General features: G+C 71.2%; 23 protein-coding genes. 12 read left to right on the top strand and 11 right to left on the bottom strand.

What is annotated here, in order from left to right:
- The first annotated feature begins 137 nt into the window (after nucleotides 1-137).
- Both NUT86_RS20705 and NUT86_RS20700 read left to right on the top strand, forming a co-directional pair.
- Complete coding sequence (locus NUT86_RS20705; protein ID WP_274736942.1) at nucleotides 138-1,064, top strand: hypothetical protein; 927 nt, start codon at nucleotides 138-140, stop codon at nucleotides 1,062-1,064.
- 140 nt (nucleotides 1,065-1,204) lie between these two features.
- Nucleotides 1,205-1,768 carry a bacterial proteasome activator family protein gene (locus NUT86_RS20700; protein ID WP_026170187.1) on the top strand — a complete coding sequence of 188 codons (564 nt, stop codon included), beginning with the start codon at nucleotides 1,205-1,207 and terminating at the stop codon, nucleotides 1,766-1,768.
- A 132-nt stretch (nucleotides 1,769-1,900) separates the two neighbouring features.
- Here NUT86_RS20700 and NUT86_RS20695 read toward each other — a convergent pair whose 3' ends face one another.
- Nucleotides 1,901-3,556 (bottom strand): protein kinase domain-containing protein, encoded by a 1,656-nt coding sequence (locus NUT86_RS20695; RefSeq protein WP_266438479.1) that lies wholly within the window; start codon nucleotides 3,554-3,556, stop codon nucleotides 1,901-1,903.
- Nucleotides 3,557-3,869: 313 nt separating this feature from the next.
- On the opposite strand from NUT86_RS20695, the gene NUT86_RS20690 reads away from it, so the two are divergent.
- Nucleotides 3,870-5,444, top strand: a complete 1,575-nt coding sequence (locus NUT86_RS20690) for a protein kinase domain-containing protein (RefSeq protein ID WP_093640990.1) — start codon at nucleotides 3,870-3,872, stop codon at nucleotides 5,442-5,444.
- Nucleotides 5,445-5,463: 19 nt separating this feature from the next.
- Here the strand turns inward: NUT86_RS20690 and NUT86_RS20685 are convergent, their stop codons facing one another.
- Together NUT86_RS20685 and NUT86_RS20680 are read right to left on the bottom strand one after the other, a co-directional pair.
- Nucleotides 5,464-6,507, bottom strand: coding sequence for a phosphotransferase (locus tag NUT86_RS20685; protein ID WP_159487451.1), 1,044 nt, complete (start codon nucleotides 6,505-6,507; stop codon nucleotides 5,464-5,466).
- A 167-nt stretch (nucleotides 6,508-6,674) separates the two neighbouring features.
- On the bottom strand, nucleotides 6,675-7,334 hold the full coding sequence (locus NUT86_RS20680; RefSeq protein WP_026170189.1) for a response regulator: 660 nt from the start codon (nucleotides 7,332-7,334) through the stop codon (nucleotides 6,675-6,677).
- Between the two features lie 327 nt (nucleotides 7,335-7,661).
- On the opposite strand from NUT86_RS20680, the gene pdhA reads away from it, so the two are divergent.
- The 5 genes from pdhA to NUT86_RS20655 all read left to right on the top strand — a co-directional run bounded on the left by pdhA (nucleotide 7,662) and on the right by NUT86_RS20655 (nucleotide 12,770).
- Nucleotides 7,662-8,879 (top strand): pyruvate dehydrogenase (acetyl-transferring) E1 component subunit alpha, encoded by a 1,218-nt coding sequence (gene pdhA, locus NUT86_RS20675; protein ID WP_018092722.1) that lies wholly within the window; start codon nucleotides 7,662-7,664, stop codon nucleotides 8,877-8,879.
- Nucleotides 8,880-8,881: 2 nt separating this feature from the next.
- Nucleotides 8,882-9,865, top strand: coding sequence for an alpha-ketoacid dehydrogenase subunit beta (locus NUT86_RS20670; RefSeq protein WP_018092723.1), 984 nt, complete (start codon nucleotides 8,882-8,884; stop codon nucleotides 9,863-9,865).
- Between the two features lie 23 nt (nucleotides 9,866-9,888).
- Nucleotides 9,889-11,373: a dihydrolipoamide acetyltransferase family protein gene (locus NUT86_RS20665; RefSeq protein WP_274736935.1), complete on the top strand. Its 1,485-nt coding sequence runs from the start codon at nucleotides 9,889-9,891 to the stop codon at nucleotides 11,371-11,373.
- A 72-nt stretch (nucleotides 11,374-11,445) separates the two neighbouring features.
- Nucleotides 11,446-12,297: a helix-turn-helix domain-containing protein gene (locus tag NUT86_RS20660; protein WP_159487455.1), complete on the top strand. Its 852-nt coding sequence runs from the start codon at nucleotides 11,446-11,448 to the stop codon at nucleotides 12,295-12,297.
- 50 nt (nucleotides 12,298-12,347) lie between these two features.
- The gene (locus NUT86_RS20655; protein ID WP_018092726.1) at nucleotides 12,348-12,770 is read left to right on the top strand and encodes a VOC family protein; all 423 of its coding nucleotides are present in this window, start codon (nucleotides 12,348-12,350) and stop codon (nucleotides 12,768-12,770) included.
- A gap of 27 nt (nucleotides 12,771-12,797) precedes the next feature.
- Here NUT86_RS20655 and NUT86_RS20650 read toward each other — a convergent pair whose 3' ends face one another.
- Nucleotides 12,798-12,974 (bottom strand): hypothetical protein, encoded by a 177-nt coding sequence (locus tag NUT86_RS20650; protein ID WP_167540541.1) that lies wholly within the window; start codon nucleotides 12,972-12,974, stop codon nucleotides 12,798-12,800.
- Between the two features lie 196 nt (nucleotides 12,975-13,170).
- On the opposite strand from NUT86_RS20650, the gene NUT86_RS20645 reads away from it, so the two are divergent.
- The 3 genes from NUT86_RS20645 to NUT86_RS20635 all read left to right on the top strand — a co-directional run bounded on the left by NUT86_RS20645 (nucleotide 13,171) and on the right by NUT86_RS20635 (nucleotide 16,277).
- Nucleotides 13,171-14,055, top strand: coding sequence for a GNAT family N-acetyltransferase (locus NUT86_RS20645; RefSeq protein WP_274736930.1), 885 nt, complete (start codon nucleotides 13,171-13,173; stop codon nucleotides 14,053-14,055).
- A 177-nt stretch (nucleotides 14,056-14,232) separates the two neighbouring features.
- Entirely contained in the window at nucleotides 14,233-14,916 is a 684-nt protein-coding gene (locus NUT86_RS20640; protein WP_148588446.1) for a GntR family transcriptional regulator, read from the top strand.
- 107 nt (nucleotides 14,917-15,023) lie between these two features.
- Entirely contained in the window at nucleotides 15,024-16,277 is a 1,254-nt protein-coding gene (locus NUT86_RS20635) for an MFS transporter (RefSeq protein ID WP_159489242.1), read from the top strand.
- A gap of 167 nt (nucleotides 16,278-16,444) precedes the next feature.
- Here NUT86_RS20635 and NUT86_RS20630 read toward each other — a convergent pair whose 3' ends face one another.
- Both NUT86_RS20630 and NUT86_RS20625 read right to left on the bottom strand, forming a co-directional pair.
- Nucleotides 16,445-17,269, bottom strand: coding sequence for a maleylpyruvate isomerase family mycothiol-dependent enzyme (locus NUT86_RS20630; RefSeq protein ID WP_026170193.1), 825 nt, complete (start codon nucleotides 17,267-17,269; stop codon nucleotides 16,445-16,447).
- Between the two features lie 151 nt (nucleotides 17,270-17,420).
- Entirely contained in the window at nucleotides 17,421-17,951 is a 531-nt protein-coding gene (locus NUT86_RS20625; RefSeq protein WP_159487461.1) for an LURP-one-related/scramblase family protein, read from the bottom strand.
- 64 nt (nucleotides 17,952-18,015) lie between these two features.
- Here NUT86_RS20625 and NUT86_RS20620 point away from each other — a divergent pair, with 64 nt between their 5' ends.
- Nucleotides 18,016-19,824, top strand: coding sequence for an NHL domain-containing thioredoxin family protein (locus NUT86_RS20620; RefSeq protein WP_274736926.1), 1,809 nt, complete (start codon nucleotides 18,016-18,018; stop codon nucleotides 19,822-19,824).
- A gap of 72 nt (nucleotides 19,825-19,896) precedes the next feature.
- Here NUT86_RS20620 and NUT86_RS20615 read toward each other — a convergent pair whose 3' ends face one another.
- The 5 genes from NUT86_RS20615 to NUT86_RS20595 form a co-directional block, all read right to left on the bottom strand.
- The gene (locus tag NUT86_RS20615; protein ID WP_274736924.1) at nucleotides 19,897-20,544 is read right to left on the bottom strand and encodes a DUF4232 domain-containing protein; all 648 of its coding nucleotides are present in this window, start codon (nucleotides 20,542-20,544) and stop codon (nucleotides 19,897-19,899) included.
- 227 nt (nucleotides 20,545-20,771) lie between these two features.
- Nucleotides 20,772-21,668, bottom strand: coding sequence for a helix-turn-helix domain-containing protein (locus NUT86_RS20610; RefSeq protein ID WP_274736922.1), 897 nt, complete (start codon nucleotides 21,666-21,668; stop codon nucleotides 20,772-20,774).
- A 158-nt stretch (nucleotides 21,669-21,826) separates the two neighbouring features.
- Nucleotides 21,827-22,843: a hypothetical protein gene (locus NUT86_RS20605; protein WP_274736920.1), complete on the bottom strand. Its 1,017-nt coding sequence runs from the start codon at nucleotides 22,841-22,843 to the stop codon at nucleotides 21,827-21,829.
- 422 nt (nucleotides 22,844-23,265) lie between these two features.
- Complete coding sequence (locus NUT86_RS20600) at nucleotides 23,266-24,069, bottom strand: DUF4232 domain-containing protein (protein ID WP_274736918.1); 804 nt, start codon at nucleotides 24,067-24,069, stop codon at nucleotides 23,266-23,268.
- Nucleotides 24,070-24,224: 155 nt separating this feature from the next.
- On the bottom strand, nucleotides 24,225-26,276 hold the full coding sequence (locus tag NUT86_RS20595) for an AfsR/SARP family transcriptional regulator (RefSeq protein ID WP_274736916.1): 2,052 nt from the start codon (nucleotides 26,274-26,276) through the stop codon (nucleotides 24,225-24,227).
- Between the last annotated feature and the right edge of the window lies 1 nt (nucleotide 26,277).

Raw genomic sequence — 26,277 nt, 5'->3', positions numbered from 1 at the left:
TCCGCAAGCCGGGCCGTCCGCGCCCGCCCCTCCCGCGCATGCGCCCGGTAACCCGGCCGACATGTCCAAGATGCCGTGAATGTCATCACATGTGACGCTGAACAGGTCACTCGACGGCTCGGCACGGGAGGGGCACTGTGGTCGCTCCAGGATTCCGTTCGCGCATCGCCACCGGTCTGTTGGCGGCTGCCGTCGTGCTGCCCGTTCCGATAGGAGCCACCTCCGCGGTGGCCGCGGACCGGCGTGCCACACCGGTCGACCGTCCCCCGCATCTCGCCCGGCCGGGCGATCAGCCCGACGACGTCCCGGGTGCGGCCGGCGACGACGGTTTCGGTTTCGACGGGTACGGCGCCGACGACTTCGCGCCCAGCCTGCCGCCGGCCGAGGGGCCCGGGGCCGGAGCGGGCCGGGCGCGCGCCGGACATCCCGGTCATCCAGGGGCCCCGGCGCAGCTCCCGGAGCTGCCGGACCGCTTCCCCGGCCTGCCGTACGCCCGTCCGGGCTTCCCTCACCGGTCGCCGCATCACCACTTCGGGGGGCTCCACGGGCACGGACGGTGGCACCACCACCCGCATCACCCCTTCGGCCCGGGCTACTCCGTGCCGGGCCCGCCGTACTCCGTCCCGGGAGCCGACGGCGGCAGTGCCGACCACCCGCGGCACGGCAGGCACGGGCCGCCCGCCCCGGCGGGTTCGCCCGACACCGACCGTGCGCACCCGCCGCCCGGTCGGCATGCCCCCAAGCCCAAGCACCGCAAGCCTGCGGTGTCCGAATCCCCTGCCGCGGCGGCCACCCCGTCACGGCCCTCCCCTTCGCGCCGCTTCGACGTCGCGGACCGGTTCACCCGGCGCCCGTACGAGGCATTGCCGCCGCTCCCGACGCCCGCCCCGGGGGAGGACCGCTCCGCACCGGAGATGACGGATGACGCATCGGAGTCCACGGCGACCCCGTACGCCATGGAGACCCCCGGGGCCCCGGTCGAGAGGGTTCTCCCGATGGGTGCCGGCCTTGCTCTCACCGGTCTGGGGCTGGCCTTCTTCGCCCTGCGGCTGCGCCGGAACTGAAGATTGCGGTGGTTTCACGTGAAACGGCGAGAATCCGCTGTTTCACGTGAAACAGCGCCGGACGGATCCGCTCGGAATGGTGGATCACGTTCTCCCGGGGGCACCACCTGTCAGGAGCCCGCGTACGAGAGAATGGCGGCATGGATATGCCGATGAATGAACGGTCGCAGGAGAATCCGCACGTCCTGGTGGTCGGCCCGGACGGCATGGCGCTCGGCGGCGCCGGCTCCGGTGGCGGGGATGACGGCGAAGAATCCCGGGAGACCCCCTTGACGGACATGGTCGAACAGCCTGCGAAGGTCATGCGCATCGGCAGCATGATCAAGCAGCTGCTGGAGGAGGTGAAGGCCGCTCCTCTGGACGAGGCGAGCCGGGTCCGCCTCAAGGAGATCCACTCCAGCTCGGTCAAGGAGCTGGAGGACGGCCTGGCGCCCGAGCTGGTCGAGGAGCTGGAGCGGCTGTCGCTGCCGTTCACCGATGAATCGGTGCCGACGGAGGCGGAGCTGCGGATCGCCCAGGCCCAGCTGGTCGGCTGGCTGGAGGGCCTCTTCCACGGCATCCAGACCGCACTGTTCGCCCAGCAGATGGCGGCCCGTGCCCAGCTGGAGTCGATGCGCCGTGCGCTGCCGCCCGGTGCCGTTCCGATGGACGGCGAGGAGGGCACGCCCGGTCACGGCGGCGCCCGCTCGGGCCCGTACCTCTGAGCATTCGCCCGGCATCTGCGCGGCAGGCCGGAGCGCACCGAGGAGCCACAGCACCCGGACAGATGGAAGGGCCGGCACGCGGAATGCGTGCCGGCCCTTCCATCTGTCCGGGTGGCCGTGGGCTGTATGCCGTCAGCCGCTCCGGCCGGTCGAGACGGTCAGCTCGATGGTCTCGCCGCTCTTCGGGTCCCACCGCTCGAACGGGTCCGGGGACTGGTCCGTGACGGTGTTCTTACCCCAGAGCGCGCTGTCCTCCTCGTCGACCTTGTACTTCCAGCCGGCCGCATCGAGGCACTTCTTCACCGAGTCCAGATTCTTGAAGCGGAACGAAGGCGCGTAGATCTTGCCTTCATCGCCGTAGACCTTGGACGGGCTGGTGCACTCGGACGTCAGGATCGTCGCCGTCTTGTCCTCGGGCCGGACGCTCTCGGTGGGCGAGGCGGTGTCGGAGTACGCGGACGTCGGACTGTCCCCGCCGGGGTCGTCGCTGGAGCCGGCGCTCAGACCGATGCCGATCGCGATCGCGGTCACCACGATGACGCCGACGATCGCCGAGACGACGATCACCGCGGAGTTGTTCTTCCGCGGGGCGGGGCCGCCGCTCGACGGCATCGACGCCGTCACCGGCGGCGGGGTGTAGGCCGGGGGCTGGTAGCCACCCGTGTTGAACGGCGCCGGAGCCGGAACGGGGCCCGGCGCGGGCGTCGGGTAGGTGTTGTTCGGCGGCGGCGGCGGGGGCGTCGAGGGACCGAAGGCGGCCTGGGTCGGCTGGTACGGCTGCTGCACGCTCGGCGGGGCCGGGGTGTGCGGGTTGCCGGAGGCCGTGGGGAAGACCGCGGAGGAGACCGAGGCACCGCTGGTACGCGCCCGCGGGCCCTCGCCGATGATCAGCGGCGTCGCACCGGACTGCCCGGACCCGACGATCCGCAGACACTCGTCCCGCATCGCCTCGGCGGTGGGGAAGCGTTCGTTGGGGTTCTTCTTCAGCGCACGGGCCACCAGCGCGTCCACGGCCGGCGGCAGCGAGCTGTTGATGCTCGACGGGACCGGGGGCTCTTCCTGGACATGGGCGTAGGCGATGGCGAGCGGGGAGTCCGCGTCGAACGGCAGCTGCCCCGTCAGCAGCTCGAAGAGCATGATGCCGACGGAGTAGAGGTCGGAGCGGGCGTCCACACCGCGGCCCAGCGCCTGCTCGGGCGACAGGTACTGCGGGGTGCCGACGACCATGCCGGTCTGCGTCATGGACGTCACACCGGACTGCATGGCGCGGGCGATGCCGAAGTCCATGACCTTGACGACGCCGCGCTTGTTCAGCATCACGTTGCCGGGCTTGATGTCCCGGTGGACCAGGCCCATTTCATGGCTGACCTCGAGCGCCGCCAGCACATCCGAAGTGATCTTCAGGGCTTTTTCCGTCGGCATCGCGCCATGCTGAGCGATGTCGGTGTCCAGATCGGAGCGCAGCGGCTGGCCCGCGACGTACTCCATGACGATGTACGGCACCATGCCGCCGTCGAGCTCGTCCTCACCGGAGTCGAAGACGGAGACGATATTGGTGTGCGTGAGCTTCGCCACGGACTGCGCCTCACGGCGGAAGCGCTCACGGAAGGCCTGCTCGCGCCCGAGCTCGGTGTGCAGTGTCTTGATCGCGACCTCGCGGTCCAGCACGCTGTCGTAGGCGAGGTGTACGGAAGCCATTCCGCCAGCGCCGAGAAGATCACGAAGCTGGTAACGTCCTCCGCCGACCGAACGGCCCTCGTATTGGCCCTGAGCGCCGTCCTGGCTCATCGTTCCGCTTCCCCCTAGGCGCACTACCCGTACGTATAGCGATCAAATTCTGGAATTTCGCAGCCAAGTCTGCCCCAGCCCCCGGACACGTCAAGCTGTGTGCCCGTTCCGTGACCAGATGTGCAAGATCCCGTCACGGCCATGAGACGTTTTGGCGCCTGATTACCCCCGGTGAACTTGCGACGTTTGGCGTCCGGCGGGTTTGATGGCCGGTCCACGACGGACCGGTGGGTGCCGCGGAACCTGTAGCGTGCTCTAGCGAAGACCGATGACCTTACCGCTCTCATGCGGATTGATTCGACGGCGAGGACCGATGGCACCGACGCAGAGCCCCCAGGGCCCGTCCGATCCTGACGCCACCGGCTCCAATATCCCCGACGCACCGGAGATGTGGGGCAACGGCGGGCTGGTCGGCGATGGCCGCTACCGGCTCACGCGACGGCTCGGCCGCGGCGGTATGGCGGAGGTGTTCGCGGCCGAGGACGTACGTCTTGGCCGTACCGTCGCCGTGAAGCTGCTGCGTGCCGACCTCGCCGAGGACCCGGTTTCCAAGGCCCGCTTCACGCGGGAGGCACAGTCCGTGGCCGGGCTGAACCACCACGCGGTGGTGGCCGTCTACGACTCCGGCGAGGACCTGGTCGGCGGCAACACCGTGCCGTACATCGTGATGGAGCTGGTCGAGGGCCACACCATCCGCGATCTGCTGCTCAACGCCGACGCCCCACCGCCGGACCAGGCGCTGATCATCGTCTCCGGTGTGCTGGAGGCGCTGGCCTACAGCCACCAGCACGGCATCGTGCACCGGGACATCAAGCCCGCGAACGTGATCATCACGAACAGCGGCGCCGTCAAGGTCATGGACTTCGGCATCGCGCGCGCCCTGCACGGCGCCGCGTCCACCATGACCCAGACCGGCATGGTCATGGGCACGCCCCAGTACCTCTCCCCGGAGCAGGCGCTCGGCAAGACCGTCGACACCCGCTCCGACCTCTACGCCACCGGCTGTCTGCTCTACGAACTCCTCACGCTGCGGCCGCCGTTCACCGGCGAGACCCCGCTCTCGGTCGTCTACCAGCATGTCCAGGACATGCCGGTGGCGCCGTCCCAGGTCGCCGACGCGGTGCCGCCGGAGCTGGACGGCCTGGTCATGCGGTCGCTGGCGAAGGACCCCGACGACCGCTTCCAGTCCGCCGAGGAGATGCGCGGCCTGGTCCAGTACTCGCTGCAGATGCTGCACGAGCAGGGCGGCCACACCGGCACCTGGAGCACCGGCCCGGTCGCCATGCACGAGGGCGGGCTCACCCCGTCGATGGGCACCGCGGCCACCACGGCGCTGCCGCACCCCGACGCCGGCCAGACCACGGCGCAGCCGATCCTGACGCCCGGTAGGCGCGACGACGACGGCGGTTTCGACGGCGGGCCCCGGCCGTCCAAGGGCGGCCGCGGCAAGATCTGGCTGATCGCGGCGCTGGCGGTGATCGCCATTGCGGTGGGTGTCGCCTTCGCGCTGCAGAACACCGGCGGCCAGGACCAGAAGCACGAGACTCCCACCACGCAGTCGCCTTCGCCGTCGCAGGACGACAAGACGAGCGAGCCGCCGACGGAGGAGCCGAGCACTCCGGAGACCGAGCCCGAGGACACGGGCGGTGACGGCGGCACGTACTCCGAGCCGCCGACGGAGGAGCCCAGCACTCCGGAGACGTCCGAGCCGCCGACCTCTCAGCCGCCGACCTCTCAGCCGCCGACGGAGGAGCCGAGCACGCCCGAAGAGCCGTCGGACGAGCCCACCGATCCCACCGAGCCCACGGACCCCACGGGCGGGACCGACGACGGTGGCGCGGGCACCGGTGGCCCGGACAGCGGCTTGACGTCGGGCGCGACCGGCTGACGGGTGCCCCGCTCCCCGTTCAGCGGGTGAACGCGTTCCGTACGGCCCGGTACTCGCGGGTCCACCACACGGCCAGGGCGGCCGCCGCCGGGAACTGAGGATCGGTGCGGCGGTCGCCCAGCTGGTAGCGCCAGGTGAGCATCCAGAAGTCGTTCAGCCGCTCCCACCACACCCGGTGGACGGCCGCCGCGAGTTCCTCGGCACCGGCTCCGCAGGCGCTGCGGTAGGCGCCCGCGTACGCCGCCACCTTGGCCAGGTCCAGGGTGCCGCAGGGGCGTACGAAGAAGATCGCGGCGGCGCGTACCGCCTCCTCGGCGCGCGGCTGGACGCCCAGCCGGTCCCAGTCGACGATCGCGGTCGGTTCCGTGCCCCGGTAGAGCACATTCAGCGGGTGGAAGTCGCCGTGCACCCAGCCCGCCGGGGGCTCGGCGCCGGGGGCCGGGCGGCGGTGCGCCTGCTCCGCCAGTAAGGCCCGGCGCTCCAGCAGACGGTGTTCGGCGAGTTCGTCGAAGCTGGTGCGCGGCCGGGCGCCGCGGGCCAGGGCCAGCAGCTCGTCGATCGTCTCGAAGGTCCGCTCGGGGTCGGCGCCGGCGTCCGCGCAGGGCGGCCGGGGCGGATGTGGTTCGTCCACCATGACCTCCTCCAGCGCGTTGTGCACCAGCCCGAGCAGGGCGCCGAGCCGCCAGGACTGGCCGCGGGTCAGCGCGGCGCCGCCGAGATGGCGGCCTTCGACCCAGGGGTGCAGGGCGTAGCAGCGGCCGTCGAGGACCGTGACGGTGCTGCCGTCCGTATGGGCGACGGGCGGGGCGACCGGCAGGCCGAGCGCGGCGAGCCGGTAGGTGGCGCGGTGCTGGCGGGTGAGGGCGGCACGGTCGCCGTCGAGGTGGTGCTTGAGGAAGTAGCGGCCGCGGGTGGTGGCGAGGAAATAGCCGTGGTTGAGCAGGCCCTCGGCGACGGGTTCACAGGACAGCGGCGCACCGGCGCCCGCGTAGTGGCGGAGCAGGGATCCGAGGGTGTCTTTGTCGGGCGTCGCCGCCGTCCGGACTACAGATGAGCGCAGCACGCGCCAGATGTTAGATCAACTACGCCCGTCGGAGTGGGCGTGCCGGAAGGCCTTACGCAGAGTGCGCACAGGGGGAAGGCGGCGCATCGGCTCCCGCTCGGCGGTCTGCCGGCGGCCGTGGCGGCCGCGCAGCCGAACGCGGGAATGCGGGGCACCCCCTGGACTGTTCAGTGCCGTTCCGCCTGCATGCGGGCGACATAGGCGGCGGCCTGGGAGCGGCGCTCCATTCCGAGTTTGGAAAGCAGACTGGAGACGTAATTCTTGATCGTTTTCTCCGCGAGATGGAGCCGCTCACCGATGGCGCGATTGGTCATTCCCTCGCCGATCAGATCGAGGATCCTGCGCTCCTGGTCGGTGAGGCTCGCCAGCCGGTCGTCGCCCTTCGCGGAGTTGCCGTCGCGCAGCCGCTCCAGCACCCGGGCGGTGGCCACGGGGTCGAGCAGTGACTTCCCGGCGGCCACCTCGCGTACCGCCGAGAGCAGTTCGTTCCCCCGAATGGCCTTGAGGACATAACCGGCCGCACCGGCCATGATCGCGTCGAAGAGGGCCTCGTCATCCGCGAACGAGGTGAGCATCAGGCAGTTGATGTCCTCATCCTGTGAACGGATCTCGCGGCAGACCTCGACACCGCTCCCGTCGGGCAGCCGGACATCGAGCACCGCGACGTCCGGACGGGTCGCCGGGATCCTGACCAGGGCATCTGCGGCAGTACCCGCCTCCCCGACCACCTCGATGTCGTCCTCGACCGACAGCATTTCGTGGACGCCACGCCGGACAACTTCGTGGTCATCGAGTAGGAATACCGTGATTTTTCCGTCTTCGCGCACCCCACCAGTCTCACACATCAACCCTTCCCGTGCTCCAGGTCACCGATATAACGTGCCGTTGTCCCGGCGGCCTGCAACGCTGTGACCAGGAGTTGTTCCAAGCCTTCGCGATTTACTTGGAAATCCAAGCAAAATCGCAGGTCAGCGCCGTTTCCACTTCGGCTTTGACAATGGGTAACGTGCAATGAGCAGGCCACTGTCCGGGAGCTTTGTTCCACCCGGATCCGGCCGCGATCGCACACACCCCGTGCGCCGTATCGGATACCGGGTGAGCCGCAATACGGCCACCGGCGGACCCCGGGGGCCGGACAGACGGAGGAGCAGCACGTGACCGTGGAAGGCACTGCGCAGCGGAAAAACGCCCGCGGCAGCAGCAAGCGCACCACCGCCAAAAAGGCGACGTCGGCGAAGAAGGCGTCCCCGGCCAAGGCCCGGAACTCCGGCCGGCCCGACCAGGCGGAGCAGGATCAGCTCGTACAACTGCTGACGCCCGAAGGTAAGCGGGTCGAGCACCCGGATTACTCGATCGATCTTTCCGCAGAAGAACTGCGCGGGCTCTACCGCGACATGGTCCTGACGCGGAAGTTCGATGCCGAGGCGACCACCCTCCAGCGCCAGGGCGAACTGGGCCTGTGGGCCTCGCTGCTGGGCCAGGAAGCCGCCCAGATCGGCTCCGGCCGCGCGCTGCGCGACGACGACTACGTCTTCCCGACCTACCGCGAGCACGGTGTGGCATGGTGCCGCGGAGTCGACCCGACGAACCTGCTGGGCATGTTCCGCGGTGTCAATCACGGCGGCTGGGATCCCAACACCAACAACTTCCACCTCTACACCATCGTCATCGGCTCGCAGACTCTGCATGCGACCGGCTATGCGATGGGTGTGCAGAAGGACGGCGCGGATTCCGCGGTCATCGCCTATTTCGGTGACGGCGCTTCCAGCCAGGGCGATGTCGCGGAATCCTTCACCTTCTCCGCGGTCTACAACGCCCCGGTCGTGTTCTTCTGCCAGAACAACCAATGGGCGATTTCCGAACCCACCGAGAAGCAGACCCGGGTGCCGCTCTACCAGCGCGCCCGTGGCTTCGGATTCCCCGGCGTACGGGTCGACGGCAATGACGTACTGGCCTGTCTGGCGGTGACCAAGGCGGCGCTGGAGCGGGCACGCACCGGCCAGGGCCCGATGCTCATCGAGGCGTTCACCTACCGCATGGGCGCGCACACCACCTCCGACGACCCGACGAAGTACCGGGCGGACGAGGAGCGGGCGGCCTGGGAGGCCAAGGACCCGATCCTGCGGCTGCGGACGTATCTGGAGGCCGAGGGCATCGTCGACGAGGCCTATCTCGCCTCGATCGACGAGGAGAGCGAGGCCCTGGGCAAGCGGGTCCGCGATGCCGTACGCGCCATGCCCGACCCGGACACCATGGCGATCTTCGAGAATGTCTATGCCGACGGGCATGCGCTCGTCGATGAGGAGCGCGCGCAGTTCGCCGCGTACCAGGCGTCGTTCGCCGACGCCGATCTTGTCGCGGAGGGGAACTGACCATGGCCGTCTTCGAGAAGATCACCATCGCCAAGGCGATCAATGAGTCGCTGCGCGCCTCCATGGAGGCCGACCCCAAGGTCCTCGTCATGGGCGAGGACGTCGGCAAGCTCGGTGGCGTCTTCCGCGTCACCGACGGTCTGCAGAAGGACTTCGGCGAGGAGCGGGTGATCGACACCCCGCTCGCCGAGTCCGGCATCGTCGGCACCGCGATCGGTATGGCGCTGCGCGGCTACCGTCCGGTCGTCGAGATCCAGTTCGACGGCTTCGTCTTCCCCGCCTACGACCAGATCGTCACCCAGCTCGCGAAGATGCACGCCCGCGCGCTGGGCAAGGTCAAGGTGCCGGTCGTCATCCGCATCCCGTACGCGGGCGGCATCGGCGCGGTCGAGCACCACTCCGAGTCCCCCGAGGCGCTCTTCGCGCATGTCGCGGGCCTGAAGATCGTCTCTCCCTCGAACTCCTCCGACGCCTACTGGATGCTCCAGCAGGCCATCGCGGGCGACGACCCGGTCATCTACTTCGAGCCCAAGCGCCGCTACCACGACAAGTCGCGGCTGGACACCGAGTCGATCCCGGACCCGCTGCACAAGGCCCGGGTCGCCAGGACCGGCTCCGACCTCACGCTGGCCGCCTACGGTCCGATGGTCAAGGTCTGCCAGGACGTCGCCAATGTCGCGGCCGAGGAGGGCAAGTCGCTCGAGGTCGTCGACCTGCGCTCGCTCTCCCCGATCGACTTCGACACCGTGCAGTCGTCGGTGCAGAAGACCGGCCGGCTGGTGGTCGTCCACGAGGCCCCGGTCTTCTTCGGCGCGGGTGCCGAGATCGCCGCCCGGATCACCGAGCGGTGCTTCTACCACCTGGAGGCCCCGGTCCTGCGGGTCGGCGGTTTCCACTCCCCGTATCCGCCCTCCCGTCTGGAGGACGAGTACCTTCCGGGACTGGACCGGGTGCTCGACGCCGTTGATCGTGCGTTGGCGTACTGAGGGTTTGAGGAGAGTTCGTGACCATGACTGCAAGTACCGCCAAGGCCCAGCGCTTCCGCGAGTTCAAGATGCCCGACGTCGGCGAGGGACTGACCGAGGCCGAGATCCTCAAGTGGTACGTCCAGCCGGGCGACACCGTCACCGACGGCCAGGTCGTCTGTGAGGTCGAGACCGCCAAGGCCGCCGTCGAACTGCCCATTCCCTATGACGGGGTGGTGCACGAGCTGAACTTCGGCGAGGGCGTCACCGTCGATGTCGGCACCGTCATCATCTCCGTGGACACCGACCCCGGTGCCGGGCCCGCCACGGCTCCGGCACCGGCGCCGGAGCAGGCGCCGCAGGACGCCGCCAAGGACGAGGAGGAGGCCGAGCCGCAGGGCCGGCAGGCGGTGCTGGTCGGCTACGGTGCCGCGCCGTCCTCGACCAAGCGCCGCGCACGCAAGCCCCAGGCCGGGGTTCCGGCCCAGCAGGAGCCGGTGAGCGCCGCGCTCCAGGCGGAGCTGAACGGGCGGACGGCGCCCGCCCCGGCCGCACCGTCTGCACCGGCGGCTCCTGTGGCTCCGGTCGCGAACGGTGCAGCTGCCGGGGCCGTCGGCCGGCCGCTGGCCAAGCCGCCGGTGCGCAAGCTCGCCAAGGATCTCGGGATCGATCTGGCGACGATCGCCCCCACCGGGCCGGACGGCATCATCACCCGCGAGGACGTCCATGCGGCCGCCGCTCCGGCGGCGGCGCCCGCCCCGGCCGAGGTTCCCGGTCCGGCCCCCGTCGCCGAGGCGGTCGCCCCGGCCGGTGTCGTCGACGCCGCCGCCCGTGAGCGGCGGGTGCCGGTCAAGGGCGTACGCAAGGCCACCGCGCAGGCGATGGTCTCCAGCGCCTTCACCGCGCCGCATGTCACGGAGTTCATCACCGTCGATGTGACCCGCACGATGAAGCTGGTCCAGGAGCTCAAGCAGGACCCGGACATGGCGGGGCTGCGCGTCAACCCGCTGCTGCTCGTCGCCAAGGCCTTCCTGGTGGCCATCAGGCGCCACCCGGAGGTCAATGCGGCCTGGGACGAGGCGCGTCAGGAGATCGTCTACAAGGACTATGTGAACCTCGGGATCGCGGCGGCCACCCCGCGCGGGCTGATCGTCCCGAACATCAAGGACGCCGGAGCCAAGACGCTGCCCCAGCTCGCCGAGGATCTGGGCGATCTGGTCGCCACCGCCCGCGAGGGCAAGACCTCGCCGGCGGCGATGACCGGTGGCACGGTCACCATCACCAACGTCGGCGTCTTCGGCGTCGACACCGGTACGCCGATCCTCAACCCGGGGGAGTCGGCGATCCTCGCCTTCGGTGCGGTCAAGCTCCAGCCGTGGGTCCACAAGGGCAAGGTGAAGGCGCGTCAGGTCACCACCCTCGCGCTGTCCTTCGACCACCGGCTGATCGACGGCGAGCTGGGCTCCAAGCTGCTCGCGGATGTCGCGGCGGTGCTGGAGCGGCCCAAGCGGCTCATCACCTGGGGATGAGCCGGAATGCGGGGCCGGGCGGTTCGGAGCGGCGTTTCACGTGAAACGCCGCCTCGGGTCCGCCCCGGCCCTGTGGACGAGCGGCCGGTCGCCTGCCCCGCGCCGCCGCTCCGGCCATACGTCAGCTCCTACACCGGATACCGGCAGGCCGGGCTGCCACCGGGCCGGCACCGTGGGCTCCCCTCGCCCCGGCTGACCCTGATCTTCACCCTCGACGAGCCGCTCACGCTGACCGGCCACCCCGATCCCGGGCAGGCCCCCGGCACCTACGACACCCTCATCGGCGGTCTGCACACCCGCCCCGCGCTGATCGCCCACCCCGGCCGTCAGTCCGGCATCCAGGTCGGTCTGCATCCGCTGGGCGCCCGCGCCCTGCTGGGGCTGCCGGCCGGCGAGCTGGCGAGCATCGACCTCCCCGCGGATGCCGTCCTCGGACGGCAGGGCGCGGAGCTCGGTGAGCGGCTGCGAGCGGCACAGGGCTGGCCGGAGCGGTTCGCGCTGCTGGATGCCTACTTGCTGCGCTGCCTGTCGCGGGAGCCGGGCGGCTCCGGACCGTCGCCCGAAGTGGTCCGCGCCTGGCAGCTGCTGGCGCGGACCCGGGGCGCCGCACCGGTGGCCCTGCTCGCCGATGACGTCGGCTGGAGCGCGCGCCATCTGACCGCCCGCTTCCGGCAGGAGACCGGTCTGGCGCCCAAGACCGCCGCCCGGGTCATCCGCTTCGACCGGGCATGCCGGCTGCTCGGCGACCGGGCCCGTACGAGCCGCCCACCGCTGCTGGCCGATCTGGCGGTGCGCTGTGGCTACTTCGACCAGGCGCATCTCGCCCGGGAGTTCCGCTCGCTGGCCGGCTGCCCGCCCAGCCAGTGGCTCGCCGAGGAGTTCCGAAACGTCCAAGCCGCCGGGGGCGCCATCGAGGAACGCTGAAGACGGCGGCCCACCGGGGACCGCGTTCCGATCCAGGAGGTCCGGCGATCATGCCCGAGAACCTGTCCGACACCACCCCCGCACCCCAGGTATGGCCGACGCTGCGGGCCCGCGATGCCCGTGCGCTGATCCGCTTCCTGGTCGATGCGTTCGGCTTCGAGGAGACCGTGGTCCACGGGGAGGGCGAGCGTGTCGAGCACGCCCAGCTCTCCTGGCCCGAAGGCGGCGGCATCATGCTCGGCTCCGTCAAGGAAGCGGAGGACGACCGCTGGCCGCTGCGGCCCGGGACGTTCGGGGGCTATGTCGTCACCGACCGTCCCGACGAGCTGTGTGCCCGCGCCAGAGCTGCCGGGGCGGAGATCATCGCCGAGCCGGCCGACACCGACTACGGATCGCGGGAATTCGGTGTCCGCGATCCCGAGGGCAACCTCTGGTCGTTCGGTACGTATCGCGGCGAGCCGCGCAAGGCGTAGCGGGCCGGCGACGGGGCCGGTGGCCGGTCAGCCGCGGATGAGCTCCACCGCGCGGCTGAAGTGGCCCACCGGCCCGGTCGGGCCGGACTCGTCGGTGCGTGCGGCGCCGCGGGTCAGGGCGATGCCCGCCCACAGGCCGGCGACGATCAATGCCAGCACGACGGTGTTCCGCGTACGGCGGCCGGCGTTCGTCCTGGACTGCATGGTCAACTCCCCTTGGTGTCGGAGCCTCCCCGGCTCCCTGTCTCTATTCACCCATGAGATTGGCCGCGGTCCGTACGCGGCAGGTACGGACTCCTGTCCGACCTGAGGTGGACCCGACATCACTCTGGGGTCCCCCTTCCCGCAGTGGCCGGGAAAGGGTTTGCCGCGGTCGGCCGCGCTGTTTACGGTCGGCGAAATGAGCAGCGAAATGATCATCAGGCGCTATCGGCCGTCCGACCAGGACGTTGTCACCGATCTGTGGTCCCGGGCCGCGCGGCAGGCGCATCCGTTCCTCGACGGGGAGGGCGCGGGCGAACGGGCCCGGCTCCTCCGCGAGGTGGACCTCGTCCGGGCAGAGAACTGGGTGGCCGAACGGAAGGGCAGTGTCATCGGTCTGCTCGGACTGCGGGTCGACGGGCCCGGGGACGGCGACGGGCCCGAGGGCGGCAACGGGCCCGGGGCCGAGGTCGGCGGGCTGTTCGTGGCACCGGACGCCCAAGGTGGCGGAGCCGGGCGGGAGTTGCTGGAGCATGCGGCGGCGCTGCACGGCGCGCTGACCCTGGAGGTCTTCGAGGGCAACGCCCGGGGCCGACGCTTCTGCGCGTACCTGGGCTTCACGGAGCGGGGGCGCCGGACGGACGAGGAGACCGGCCATCTGCTGATCACTCTGGAGCGCGCCGCGCCGCTGAAGTCGGTGGGCTGGCTGCATCTGCGGGAGGGGCGGCTGCTGAGCGTACGGACGCGGGGGAACGACACCTTCTATCTCCCGGGCGGCAAGTACGAGCCCGGGGAGACCGCACGGGAGGCGCTGTCGCGCGAGCTCGGTGAGGAACTCGGCCTGGTGGTGCCCGCCGAGGAGCTGTCGGAGGCATGTGTCATCCATGACGTCGCCCACGGGAAGAACGGGCGCCGGCTGCATATGGCCTGCTTCACCGGTGGGCCCCAGGACATCGCACCGGTCCCCGGCCGGGAGATCGCCGAATACGCCTGGTTCGACCGTCAGGAAGCGCGGGAGCGCTGTGCGCCCGCCCATGCGCAGGTCGTGGACAGGTTGGTCGCGCAGGGGCGGATGCGGGGCTGACGCACCGCCGGGCTGAGGGCGCTGCCGGGCGGCGGACGGGCCGGGGCGCACGCGGGCGCCCCGGCGGCCGTTCCGCGCCACGGCCCATAGCGCCTCTACCAGGACAAACGTGACATCAACTGTCCGCATCGCGGAATGAAGTGTCGAACGCATACCTGTTGTATCTATCCTGTGCGCATGCCCTCAGCGTCCACGCCCACCGCTCCCGCCAGAGAGACCGCCGCCAAGCAGCCGCCCGCCGCGGAGCGGGTGTACGCGCACATCAAGGACGCCGTCCTGGAACGCCGCTACGAGGGCGGCATGCTGCTCACCGAGGGTGAGCTGGCCGACGCCGTGGGGGTGTCCCGGACACCGGTGCGCGAGGCGCTGCTGCGGCTGGAGGTCGAGGGGCTGATCAAGCTTTACCCCAAGAAGGGCGCGCTGGTCCTGCCGGTCTCCGCGCAGGAGATCGCCGACGTCGTCGAGACCCGGCTGCTGGTGGAGAAGCACGCCGCGGCCAAGGCGGTGCCCGCGAGCGAGGCGCTGGTCGGCGAGCTGACCGAGCTGCTGGAGACGATGCGGGAGCAGGCAGCGTCAGGCGACCTCGCCGCCGTGTCCGTCACCGACCGCGCCTTCCACGCCGCCATCGTGCGCAGCGCCGGCAATCAGATCCTGGACCGGCTCTATGAGCAGCTGCGCGACCGTCAGCTGCGGATGGGTGTCGCGGTGATGCATGCCCACCCGGACCGGATCGCCAAGAACATCACCGAACACGCCGAGATCCTGGAGGCGCTGCGCGCCGGAGACGCGGACGCCGCGACCGAGGTCGTGCAGCGGCACGTGAGCTGGGTCCGCAACCTCGCGCAGGGCGAGGTGCGATGAGCGCCGGCAGCGGACGTGCCGGTGACTCCCCCGGCCCGGACGGCTCCGGTATAGGCGGCGGCTCGGCCCGGCTGATGCCCGCGGACCCGCCCGGTGGCCGTAGGGCGATGGCCGTCTGGGGCATCGGCGTCGCGGTCTACTTCGTCGCGATCACCTACCGCACCAGCCTCGGCGTGGCCGGGCTGGACGCCGCCGAGCGCTTCCACATCAACGCCTCGGCGCTGTCGACGTTCTCCATCCTCCAGCTGCTGGTGTACGCCGGGATGCAGATCCCGGTCGGTCTGCTGGTCGACCGGCTCGGCCCCAAGAAGGTGCTGACGCTCGGCGTGGTGCTCTACACCCTCGGCCAGTTCGGCTTTGCGCTCTCCTCGTCGTACGCCATGGCGCTCGGCTCGCGTGCGCTGCTCGGCTGCGGGGACGCGATGACCTTCATCAGCGTGCTGCGGCTGGGCTCGCGGTGGTTCCCGGCCCGCCGTGGGCCGATGATCGCCCAGATCGCCGCGCTGGTCGGGATGGCGGGCAACCTGATCTCCACGCTCGTCCTCGCCCGGTTCCTGCACTCCTTCGGCTGGACCCCGACCTTCGCCGCCAGCGCGGCCGGCGGGATCGTCGTGCTGATCGTGCTGCTGCTCTTCCTCAAGGACCACCCCGAGGGCTTCGAGCCGCCGCCCGCGTCCGCCGGGCACACCGGCCCCGGGTTCGTGCGCCGGCAGATCGCGGAGGCCTGGCGGGAGCCCGGCACCCGGCTGGGCATGTGGGTGCACTTCACCACCCAGTTCCCCGCGATGGTGTTCCTGCTGCTCTGGGGCCTGCCGTTCCTCGTCGAGGCGCAGGGGCTGTCCCGCGGCACCGCCGGTGAACTGCTCACCCTCGTGGTGCTCTCCAACATGGCGGTGGGGCTGGTCTACGGCCAGATCATCGCCCGTCACCATGCGGCCCGCACCCCGCTGGCACTGGGCACGGTGGGCGCCACGGGGCTGATGTGGGCGATCGTGCTGGCCTGGCCGGCCGATCATGCGCCCATGGGGCTGCTGATCGTGCTGTGTACGGTGCTGGGCGCCTGCGGCCCCGCCTCGATGATCGGCTTCGACTTCGCGCGGCCCGCCAACCCGCCCGAGCGTCAGGGCACCGCCTCCGGCATCGTCAACATGGGCGGCTTCACCGCGTCGATGACGACCTTGCTCGCCGTCGGTGTTCTGCTGGACGCGACCGGGGACAACTACCGGATCGCCTTCGCCTCGATCTTCGTCCTGGAAGCGCTCGGCGTCTCGCAGATTCTGCGGCTGCGGCGGCGTGCGGCGCGACGCGAGCGCGAACGGCTGGTCGTCAGCCGGGTCGAGGCGGTTCACGTTCCGGCGTAAGGCGGCCGAGCACGCGGCGGCCGGGCCCGTTTCACGTGGAACGGACAGGGCTGTTTCACGTGAAACGGCTCATACTCCGGTGCCGGCTCTGGATCTCCGGCCGGCCGACGGGCAGGGGCGTGGACGAGGCGGATGCCCGCCGGGACGCCGTCCGCCCACCCTTGGTGCTACGGCGTGACCGCGAAGTGGTCCAGGATCGCCGCGGCCAGTCCGGCGTCCCCGTCGATCTTGATCTGCTCGGTGACGGCCGCCGGGCGCACCCGGCCGCAGGCCAGCCGGTGGAAGGTGTCCCAGTCCAGGGCGAGGGTCACGGTCGGGCCGAGCGAGACACTGCCGTCGATCGTGGCGTTGCCCTCGGCGTCAATGCGGACCGTACGCAGGAACTCCAGCGGTCCGCTGACGTCGAAGACCACCGCTGAATCGGCGGGCGCCTGGGCCCGCTTGGCGACGATGCCGGGCAGCACCGTCACCAGCAGATCGCGCGTCACCTGCGCGCCGGGGGAGTCGAGATTGCCGGGCTTGCCGAGCGCCCGGCGCAGGTCCTGCTCATGCGCCCAGACATCGAACGCCCGCTGCTGCAGCACGAATTCCAGCGAGCGGTCCTCGCCGAGCGGGCTGCGCACCACGGCGTCCGGCTGGCGGGACTCGTTGCGCAGCTGCCGGGAGCGGCGGATGACGGTGTATTCGAGCTCGCCGAGCATCTCCGGCGCGGTGTGGTGCCGGCGGACGTCGACCTGCACCTCCATCCGTCGCGCCGACTCGCTGCGGACGTGGTAGAGATCGCGCGGCAGGGTGTGGATCGGCCGCGGGTCGCCCAGCATTTCGCATTCCAGGCCGATGACATGGGAGACCACATCGCGCACGGACCATCCTGGGAGGTCCGTCGCCCTGTTCCACTCGCCTTCGACGAGCGGAGTAACCAGCTCGGTTATCGCTTCTATGGAGTGAGTCCAGGCATCGATGGAGGACTGAAGGCTGGGATGGACGGTCACGGGACCCCTCGGACGGTTCGTACGCGGGCTGCTGTCTGTGCAGTTAAGTTACGCTGCGCACGGGCACCCCGGCAGTGCTTTCGGACGACCATCGTAGGCCGATGCTTCCCGGCCGCAGAGGGGTGCGCCGTACGCCCGGAACGCGTGCTTCTCAGTCCTCCCCGCGCTCCCGCTCCGCCAGCCGGATCACACACACGGCGATGGCGATGAGCAGCGGCGGATCCGCGTCGTCCCGTACGACGTTGACCGCATAGGTGTCACGCACCGTCAGCCAGCGCCGCGAGATCTCCGCGAGCAGTTCGCCCTCGTACTCGATCGCGAACTCCCGGTCCAGGATCTTTCCGCTGACGTCCAGCTCGGTGCCGTCCACCAGCTCGACGCGGTAGTGGTTGCGCAGCAGCGAGAGCCGCTTCCGCTTGATCGTGGCCAGCGGCTGGTCGTCCCGCTCGATGGTCATCGTGTCGCGCAGGCTGAGCATCTTCTTGCGGATGGTGATCAGCACCCGCCGCTCGGGGTCCTTCAGCTCAAAGGTTTCCCGCAGCCGCAGCGCCTTCCCGTCCACGAGGAAGGCGTGCCGTCCGTGCTCGTCCTCGATCCAGTAGTCGTCACCGATGCCGAAGATGCGGTCGCGTACCACGTACTTGCCAGGGCGCGGGGAGGCTCCCCCGGGAGATTGCTCCATGGCTGACGTGTTCCCCCGGGGCCCTGCGGAATGCGCACGCACCGGAGTGACGTTGAATGTCCACATGGCTTCACGTGCACGCGTCCGCGCCCCCGAGCTGACCGGCAAGGGCGGCTGGCTGAACACCGGCAACAAGGATCTGACCCTCTCCGACCTGCGAGGACGCATTGTCGTCCTGGATTTCTGGACCTTTTGCTGTGTGAACTGTCTGCATGTCCTCGATGAGCTGCGGGAGCTGGAGGAGCGGCACCGCGACACGGTCGTGATCATCGGTGTGCACTCCCCGAAGTTCGTGCACGAGGCCGAGCACCAGGCCGTCGTGGACGCCGTGGAGCGGTACGGCGTCGAGCACCCGGTCCTCGACGACCCCGAGCTCGCCACCTGGAAGCAGTACGCGGTACGGGCCTGGCCGACGCTCGTGGTGATCGACCCCGAGGGGTATGTCGTCGCGCAGCACGCCGGCGAGGGCCATGCGCACGCCATCGAGAAGCTCGTCGAGGAGCTGGAGGCCGAGCACACGGCGAAGGGCACCCTGCGCCGCGGTGACGGTCCCTACGTACCGCCGGAGCCGGTCGCCACCGATCTGCGCTTCCCCGGCAAGGCGGTGCGGCTGCCGGGCGGCAGCTTCCTCGTCTCGGACACCACCCGGCATCAGCTGGTGGAGCTGGCGGCGGACGGCGAGCAGGTGCTGCGCCGGATCGGCACCGGTGAGCGCGGGCTGACCGCGGACTCCTTCAACGAACCGCAGGGCCTGGCACTGCTGCCCGACGGCAGGGTGGCCGTCGCGGACACGGTCAACCACGCCATCCGCGTCTTCGACCCCGACAGCGGCACGCTGGAGACGGTGGCCGGCACCGGCAAGCAGTGGTGGCAGGGCTCACCGGCCTCGGGCCCGGCCCGCGAGGTGGACCTCTCCTCGCCGTGGGACCTCGCCTGGTGGCAGGACCGGCTGTGGATCGCGATGGCCGGAGTGCATCAGCTGTGGACGTACGACCCGGCTGCCGGCACGGTCCAGGTCGCGGCCGGTACGACCAACGAGGGCCTGGTGGACGGCCCGGCCGCCGAGGCGTGGTTCGCGCAGCCGTCCGGGCTCGCGGCGGCCGGCGACCGGCTGTGGGTCGCGGATTCGGAGACCAGCGCGGTCCGCTGGGTGGAGCCCGCCGGCGCGGGCGACGGCTATGTCGTCCGTACGGCCGTCGGCACCGGCCTGTTCGACTTCGGACACCGCGACGGCGCCGCCGACCAGGCGCTGCTGCAGCATCCGCTGGGAGTGACCGCGCTGCCCGACGGCTCGGTCGCCGTCGCGGACACCTACAACCACGCACTGCGCCGCTTCGACCCCGCGAGCGGCGAGGTGACGACACTGGCGAAGGATCTGCGCGAGCCCTCCGACGCGGTGCTCGTCGACGGCGACATCGTGGTGGTGGAGTCGGCGCGGCACCGGCTGACGCGGCTGCGGCTGCCGGAGGAGGCGATCCGCGTCGAGTCGGTGGCGCATCGCACCCAGCGCGCGGCCACCGAGGTCGCTCCGGGTGCGCTGCGGCTGGAGGTGGTCTTCCAGGCCCCGGCCGGCCAGAAGCTCGACACCCGCTACGGACCCTCGACCCGGTTGCTGGTCAGTGCGACGCCGCCGGAGCTGCTCGCCGACGGAGCGGGCGCCGGCACCGACCTCACCCGGGATCTGGTCCTCGCGGATGGGGTAACCGAGGGCGTGCTGCATGTCTCGGCGATGGCCGCGTCCTGCGATGACGCCCCGGACATCGAGTACCCCGCCTGCCATGTGCACCAGCAGGACTGGGGCGTACCGGTCGAGATCGCCGAGGGCGGGGTGGCCCGACTGGGGCTCGTCCTGGCCGGGCTGGACGCCGAGTAGGAGCGCGGACCCCGGGCCCGTTGACCGGGCCCGGGCCGAGGCCGGCCGGTCGGGTCGGCCCGGGCGTCGGGGTTACTTCCCGACGCCGCCCGCCAGCTGCGCCCCGTGAATGCTCGAGCTCCAGTTGGTGACCTTGCTCTTGCCGACGGAGATGTGGAACCGCTTCTCCGCGAAGTTGACGGTCGCCGGACCGTGCGTGACGGAGCTCGCCGAGATGCCCATGAAATCGACGGCCACTGACTTCTGCTCGGTGCCCTTGGTGGCCGCGGTGTTGGTGGGGATGACCGCGTAGGCGTAACCGTGGGCGGGCACGGTGATCCGGGTGCCGTCGAGGTGGCCGGGCGTGCCCTGTGACAGGGGCAGCGGGTCCTTGGCGTTGTTGAAGCGCAGCAGCGGCGCGTTGTAGAGCTTGCAGTCGCGGCTGGTGGAGTTCTTGAACTTCACGGCCACATGGCTCTTCGGGCCGGTCTGCTGGGAGAACGTGAGCTTGTACGTGCTGGGGTAGCAGTCGGGCACCCGCCGCGAGGCCGCTCCCGCGCCCGCCGCTGCCGCACCGCCACCGATGATCTTGCGCTTCTTGCTCTTGGAGGACGAGGAGGACGACTTCTTCGACTTCTTCGAGGAGTGGCTGTTGCAGCCGGTCAGCGCGAGCGAACCGGCCAGCCCGAGAGCCAGCGCGGCGTACGCGGCGGAGCGGTGGCGGGAGCGGCGTGCGGTCATGGGTGGTTCCCCCCGTGAGTTGCTGCGGTATCAGCGTGGTGTGTCTGTCATGGCACGGCCACGATATCCATTGCCGGTCGATGCACCAGGGTGGGTGCATCGAGCGCCCGTCGATATGGCGTCATCGCAGGTCATAGGCGGTATGTGGGGGACAGGGGCGGTCCGTGACGGGGGTGAAGATCAATCTGCGGGTGACGCGGAACCGGTCCGGAGCGGGGGCTGAAGAGTCAGCCCGGGCAGCCGGGCAGCGCGGTGTTTTCGACCTGTTCCGGGCGGATGCGGATGGCCGGCACCCACACCTGATCGCGGTCGTGACCGACCCGGAACCACATGCTGCTGTGCCCGCCCACCTCATCGGTGACCGTGATCCCATTGGCGATCCGGCAGACCGCGCGCAGCATCTCGCCGTGCCAGACATGGCCCACGACATTGGAGCGGCGATAGAGCCGGTACGGATCGCGGGCCAGCCCGAGTGCGCAGTTCTCGGTGCGCCGGTGCTGACAGTCCCGTTCGACATTGTGGACGGTGATCCGGGCGGACCCGGTGGCCGACGCCGCGCTCTTCGCACCCGGTGCCCGGCCGTCGCCGCCGTTGTCCGGCGCCCCGTTCGAGCTGGTCAGCGCTGGTACGGCCAACGCCGCGGCGAGGACTGCCGCGGCGGTTCCGAGCCCGGCGAGCACCAGCCCCCGCCGGCGCCGGCCGGCTGTCGCGGCGGCTCCGGTTTCCGTCCCGTCGCCGCCGGCCCGGCCCTCGGCGTCCGCCCGGGGCTCCCCGTCGGGCGCACCGTCCCGCTCTGCCGGCTCGCCCGCGTCCGCCGCCTCTTGGGCGCGGTGCAGCAGTTCGACGAGAGCGGGCAGCCGGTCCTCGCCGGTGAAGGAGAGCGTGCACCACTGCACCAGCAGCCGTTCGTCGGGCAGGCTCTGCCCCCGCAGATAGCGGGAAAGGGAGGAGCGGCTGACGGGCAGCCGGCTCTCCAACTGCTTCAGGCTGTAGCCGAGTTCGCCATGCATACGGCGTAAGGAGGCGACGAAGTCCCGTACCGGGCCGGAGAGTTCGTCGGGCAGCGGAGCCAACGGCTTACGGCGGACATGAGCGTGGTTCTGATGGCCAGGCACGTCTCGCATTCCAGCACAGCGGGCATACGCGCGCGAGGGGCACTTCCGCTCCCCTGTGGCGGAAGTGCCCCTCGTGACACGATCCGGATCGCACCCGGACCAGATGGTGACGTTTCACGTGAAACAGCGTGAGATCTTCCGTCGGACCTCGCGCTCCCCGAGCGGGGTCAGTCGCCGAACTTCACCGGACGGTAGGGCTTGAACTCGGCGTCGCCGCCGGGCAGGCCGTAGGTCAGCGTCCGGTGGTCCGTGCCGTGATCGCCGCGCTGCTCATAGGCGGTGTACGAGGAGTGGGCGTCGTTGTTCCACTTCTCGAAGATCACCACATGCCGGGTGTTGTTGTCACCGGAGGCGTCGATGAGCAGGTCACCGGGCTTGAGCTCGCCCACCGAGAGGGGCCGGGTGATGTCGCGATTGGTGGCCAGCCCCACGGTGTTGGTGCCGGGCGTCGGCAGACCGAGCGCCATCGACACATAGCCCGAGCAGTCCTGGCGGTAGCCGTCCTTCCAGACCTTGGCCTGGCTGTACGGGACCTGGGCGCCGTTGTTCGCGGTCAGCCAGGTGGCGGCGCGGTTCAGCATCTCCTCGCGCGAACCGCCGGGCTGCGGCTGCGGCTGCCCACCGCCGCCCTGGACCGGTACGCCCGGCAGCCGGTCCTGCGGGATGTCCACCGCCACCACGCTGAGGAAGCCGCTGACCGGCCCGGTGAGATGCGCCATGAACGTCGAGCAGGAGCTGCCCTCGCACACCTTGCGGCCGGTGTCGACCTGGTAGTCGGCGGTGATCCGGTCCTGTCCCGGCGCCGTCTTATTGATCACCCCGACGGCGGGGGAGCCGGCGTCGGCGGTGGCGTGCACCACCCAACGGGTACCCCACGTGGGGAAGTCGGCAGCGGCGGCCTGCCGTACGGAGCCGGTTCCCGCGGCGCGGACGGTGCGGGCGGAGCTGTCGTGGGAGAGCTCGGTGGCGGTCGCGGAGTGCCCGCCGGTGGTCGCGCCGCCCACGTCACTGCCGTGGGCGAATCCCGTGAACCCCGCGACGCTGATCCCGGCCGCGGCCACCGCGGGCAGCGCCGTGCGCCACACGGTCCTGCGGAACGGGGACTGCGGGTGACGCGTCATGGGGGCGGTCCGGTCCGCGGGGCTTGTGGTGTCCGCCGGGTGCGTGCTGCTGTGCTCGTACATGCCGATTCCCCTCCGTACAGGGCCGGTTGGCCCGATCGGTGAGCCGCCGGACGGTCTGCTCACGGCGACGGAGACCATCGTGGAGCGGGGCGCCGGGCCGCCCGGCGGTTCCCCGTCCCATGGGATGTCCCGGTCGTGCGCACAGCTGTGACCTGCAAAGACACCCGGAAACCGGGACGAGACGGGCCGCGGTGTGAGACATGACGGGACAGCGGGCAGCGGACAGCGGAAAGCGGGGAGTGACAGAGGGCAGAAGAAAGGGCGCCCGCTGGGGGATGCGGGCGCCCTGGTTCAAGGGGCTTGTGCCGTCGGCCTCTTCAGCCTGCGTCAGGCACCTGACGGCCTGCCGGCCATCGGCTCACCGGCCCACGGCTCACCGGACCACGGTCCGGGACCGCGGACGGCGAACCACCGGCCGGGGCTCACCACGCCGTCGCGGCACTCGCGTCCGACTGCCAGTACGTCACCCACGCGCTGTCATCGATGTACACCGAGCCTCCGGGAAGCGCCACCGTCGTTGAGCCGCCGATGCTGCCCTTGCCGTCGCGGCCGGGGAGGCTGACGGACAGCGAGGTCGCCGTGTGGCCGTTCCGGCCGGAACCGTCGGCGGACGAGGTCAGCACACCGGCGTAGCCGGACTCGCCGGGGGCGAGGGTGACCACGGACTGCGGCCTGCTGTCCGGCAGTTCGGCGAGGGGGGACTGTGCGTCGCCGAACCGCAGGTAGGGGGAGAGGTGGAGGTCGCAGGCGGCGCCGGAGGTGTTGGTGGCTTCCAGCAGCAGATGGTTGACCGGCCGCTTCAACGGCTGGGCGACGATCCGGATCTTCGCGGCGTCGCAGGCGGTGTGCCGGTTGCCGGTGGCGCCGCCGCGCTTGCCCGCACTGCTCGTGCCCGCCCCGGTGCCGCTCGTGCGGGCACCCGTACCCGTGCCACCGTGCTCGGCGGAGGCCTGCTCCGCCCGGCCGCGTTCGGGCAGGGTGCCGCCCTGGGGGCCGCCGTCACCCTTCGCCGCCGGGTCCTCGGAGACCTGGGGCGCCGGGTTGAACGGCTTGGCGGCGCCGGTCTGGAGCGGATTGTCCTGGCCGCCGCAGGCGGTGAGGGTGAGCGCGGCGACGGCCGTCAGCCCGGCCGCGGCGATCCGCAGCGTACGGCGGCGGGCCGCACGGGACGGGCGCGGGGCGCCGGTCTCGATGACGGACTCGGAGCGGTGGTGGCTGCGCGGCATTCCGGTCTCCCCCGGTCGGTGGCCCGTACCGCGCCGGCGGTACGTCCTGCGGTCTGGCCTGTGGCCTGTCCTGCGTTCTGACCACAAGACTGCCGCTCGCCGCTGGCGTGCCACTAACGTGCGCCTAACGTCCCCGCCCGGGGACGGCCACGGGCTCAGCCGCGCCCGTCACTCCCCTTGCTCCCGTCACCCGTACCGCGCTTGCCCCCGTCGCCGCTCTCCCCGCGCTCGTCCCGCGCGAACAGCTGCGTCAGCGTGCTGATCGTGTAGACATCGGTGGCCTCTTCGTCCACCAGATGCATCTCCGCGAGCCGGTCCAGACCGTCCTGGGTGCGCTCCGGGTCGTATCCGGCGAGCGCCGCCGCCAGCGACGCGTTGAGGTGTCCGTCCGCGCTGGTCGCCAGCGCGGACAGCAGCTGTGCGTCGTCGGCCGACAGCCGGGCGACGGACATCCGCAGGGCCGCCGCGATCCCGGTGTCCTCCGCGGACAGCAGCGCCAGCCGCCGCCGTTCGTCGCGCAGCGCCGCGGCCAGCCGGGCCAGCCGCCAGCGCGGCCGGGCGGTCAGCTGAGCGGCCGCGGCCCGCAGCGCCAGCGGCAGACCGTCGCACAGATCGACCAGCTCGCGTGCGGCTGCCGGGTCCTCGGCGACCCGGTCCGGGCCGAGCATGGCGCCGAGCAGCGCAGCGCCTTCCTCGTGGCCGAGCGTCTGGAGGCCGACCGGCCGGGCGCAGTCGGTGGCGACCAGCCCGTCGAGGCGGCTGCGGCTGGTGACGACCGTGGCGCAGCGCGGGCCGCCGGGCAGCAGCGGCCGTACCTGCGCCGAGCTGCGCGCATTGTCGAGGACGACCAGCAGCCGGCGCTCCGCGACCAGCGAGCGGAACAGCGCGGACGCGGCCTGGGCCGAACCGGGCACCCGCTCCGGCGGCGTGCCGAGCGCCAGCAGGAAGTCGCGCAGGATCTCGGCCGGCGAAGCCTCGTCGCCCTCGCCGAAGCCACGCAGATCGGCGAAGAGCTGCCCGTCGGGGAAGGACCCGGCGTACAGATGCGCCCACTGCACCGCACAGGCGGTCTTGCCGACACCGGCCGGTCCCGCCACCACCGCGAGCGGGCTCTCCCCGGTCGCACGGTCCGTCAACACGGCCGTCAGCGCGGTGAGCTGGTCCTCCCGCCCCAGGAAGCGGGCCGGCGGCCGGGGCAGCAACCGCGGTGCCGCACCGGCCCGCCCCGAGCCGGACCCGGCACGGGCGCCGTCCGGCGTGCCCGTCCGCGTCCCGTCGGCCCCTGGCGCGGCCTCGCCACCACGGGCGCCCGCCGCACCGGTGCCGCCCGGTACGGGCCGTGGCCCACCACCTGTCGCGGAACGGCTCTCCCCGGAAGCCCCGGCGCGACCGTCACCGGCGGTCCCACCGGAAGCGGCACCCGTCGCACGGGCCCCACCCGTCGGCTTCGTCCGTCCCCCGCCGGCCGCCTCCGCCCGCAGAATCTCCTCGTAGGCGCCGCGCAGCCGCTCGCCGGGATCGACGCCCAGTTCCTCGTTGAGCAGCCGGCGGGTGCGGTGGAACCACTCCAGCGCATCGGACTGCCGCCCCGTACGGAACAGCGCCCGCATCAGCCCGGCGATCAGGCCTTCCCGCAGGGGGTGGTTGACGGCCGCGGAGTAGAGGATGGCCGCGGCCTGTTCGTGCTCGCCGAGCGTGCCGTGCGCCCGACCCAGCGCCTCCACGGCCGTCAGCCGCCGCTCCTCCAGCGCATGGGCGGCGGCCGCGAACGGCGGGCTGGTGACCGTGCCGGTCAGCGCGGGCCCGCGCCACAGGCCGAGCGCCTCGCGCAGCAGTGGTACGGCATCGGCCGGCGCCGCCTCGGGGCGCGCCAGCGCCACCAGCTCACCGAACCGGTGAGCGTCGATCAGTTCCTCCGGCATCCGCAGGAGATAGGCGGAGCCATGCGTGGTCAGCTCGATGCCGTACGCCTCCGCACCGCCTTCGGCGAGCGTGGCGCGCAGCCGCGAGACATGCCCCTGGACGACCGTACGGGCGTGTTCGGGCGGCTCGTCCTCCCACAGGGAGTCGATCAACTGCTCCAGTGGGACGGTGGTGTTGGGCTGCAGCAACAGCAGCGCCAGCACACTGCGCCGTTTGGCGGGCCCGAGCGACAGCTCCATGGAGCCGGTCGTCACGGCGATCGGGCCGAGCAGTGAGAATTCCAAC

The organism is Streptomyces sp. G7(2002) (assembly GCF_028870195.1).
GTDB classification, from domain to species: Bacteria; Actinomycetota; Actinomycetes; order Streptomycetales; family Streptomycetaceae; genus Streptomyces; species Streptomyces nigrescens.
The sequence above is the reverse complement of the archived record's forward strand: the minus strand, read 5'-3'. Positions and strand labels throughout refer to the sequence as shown.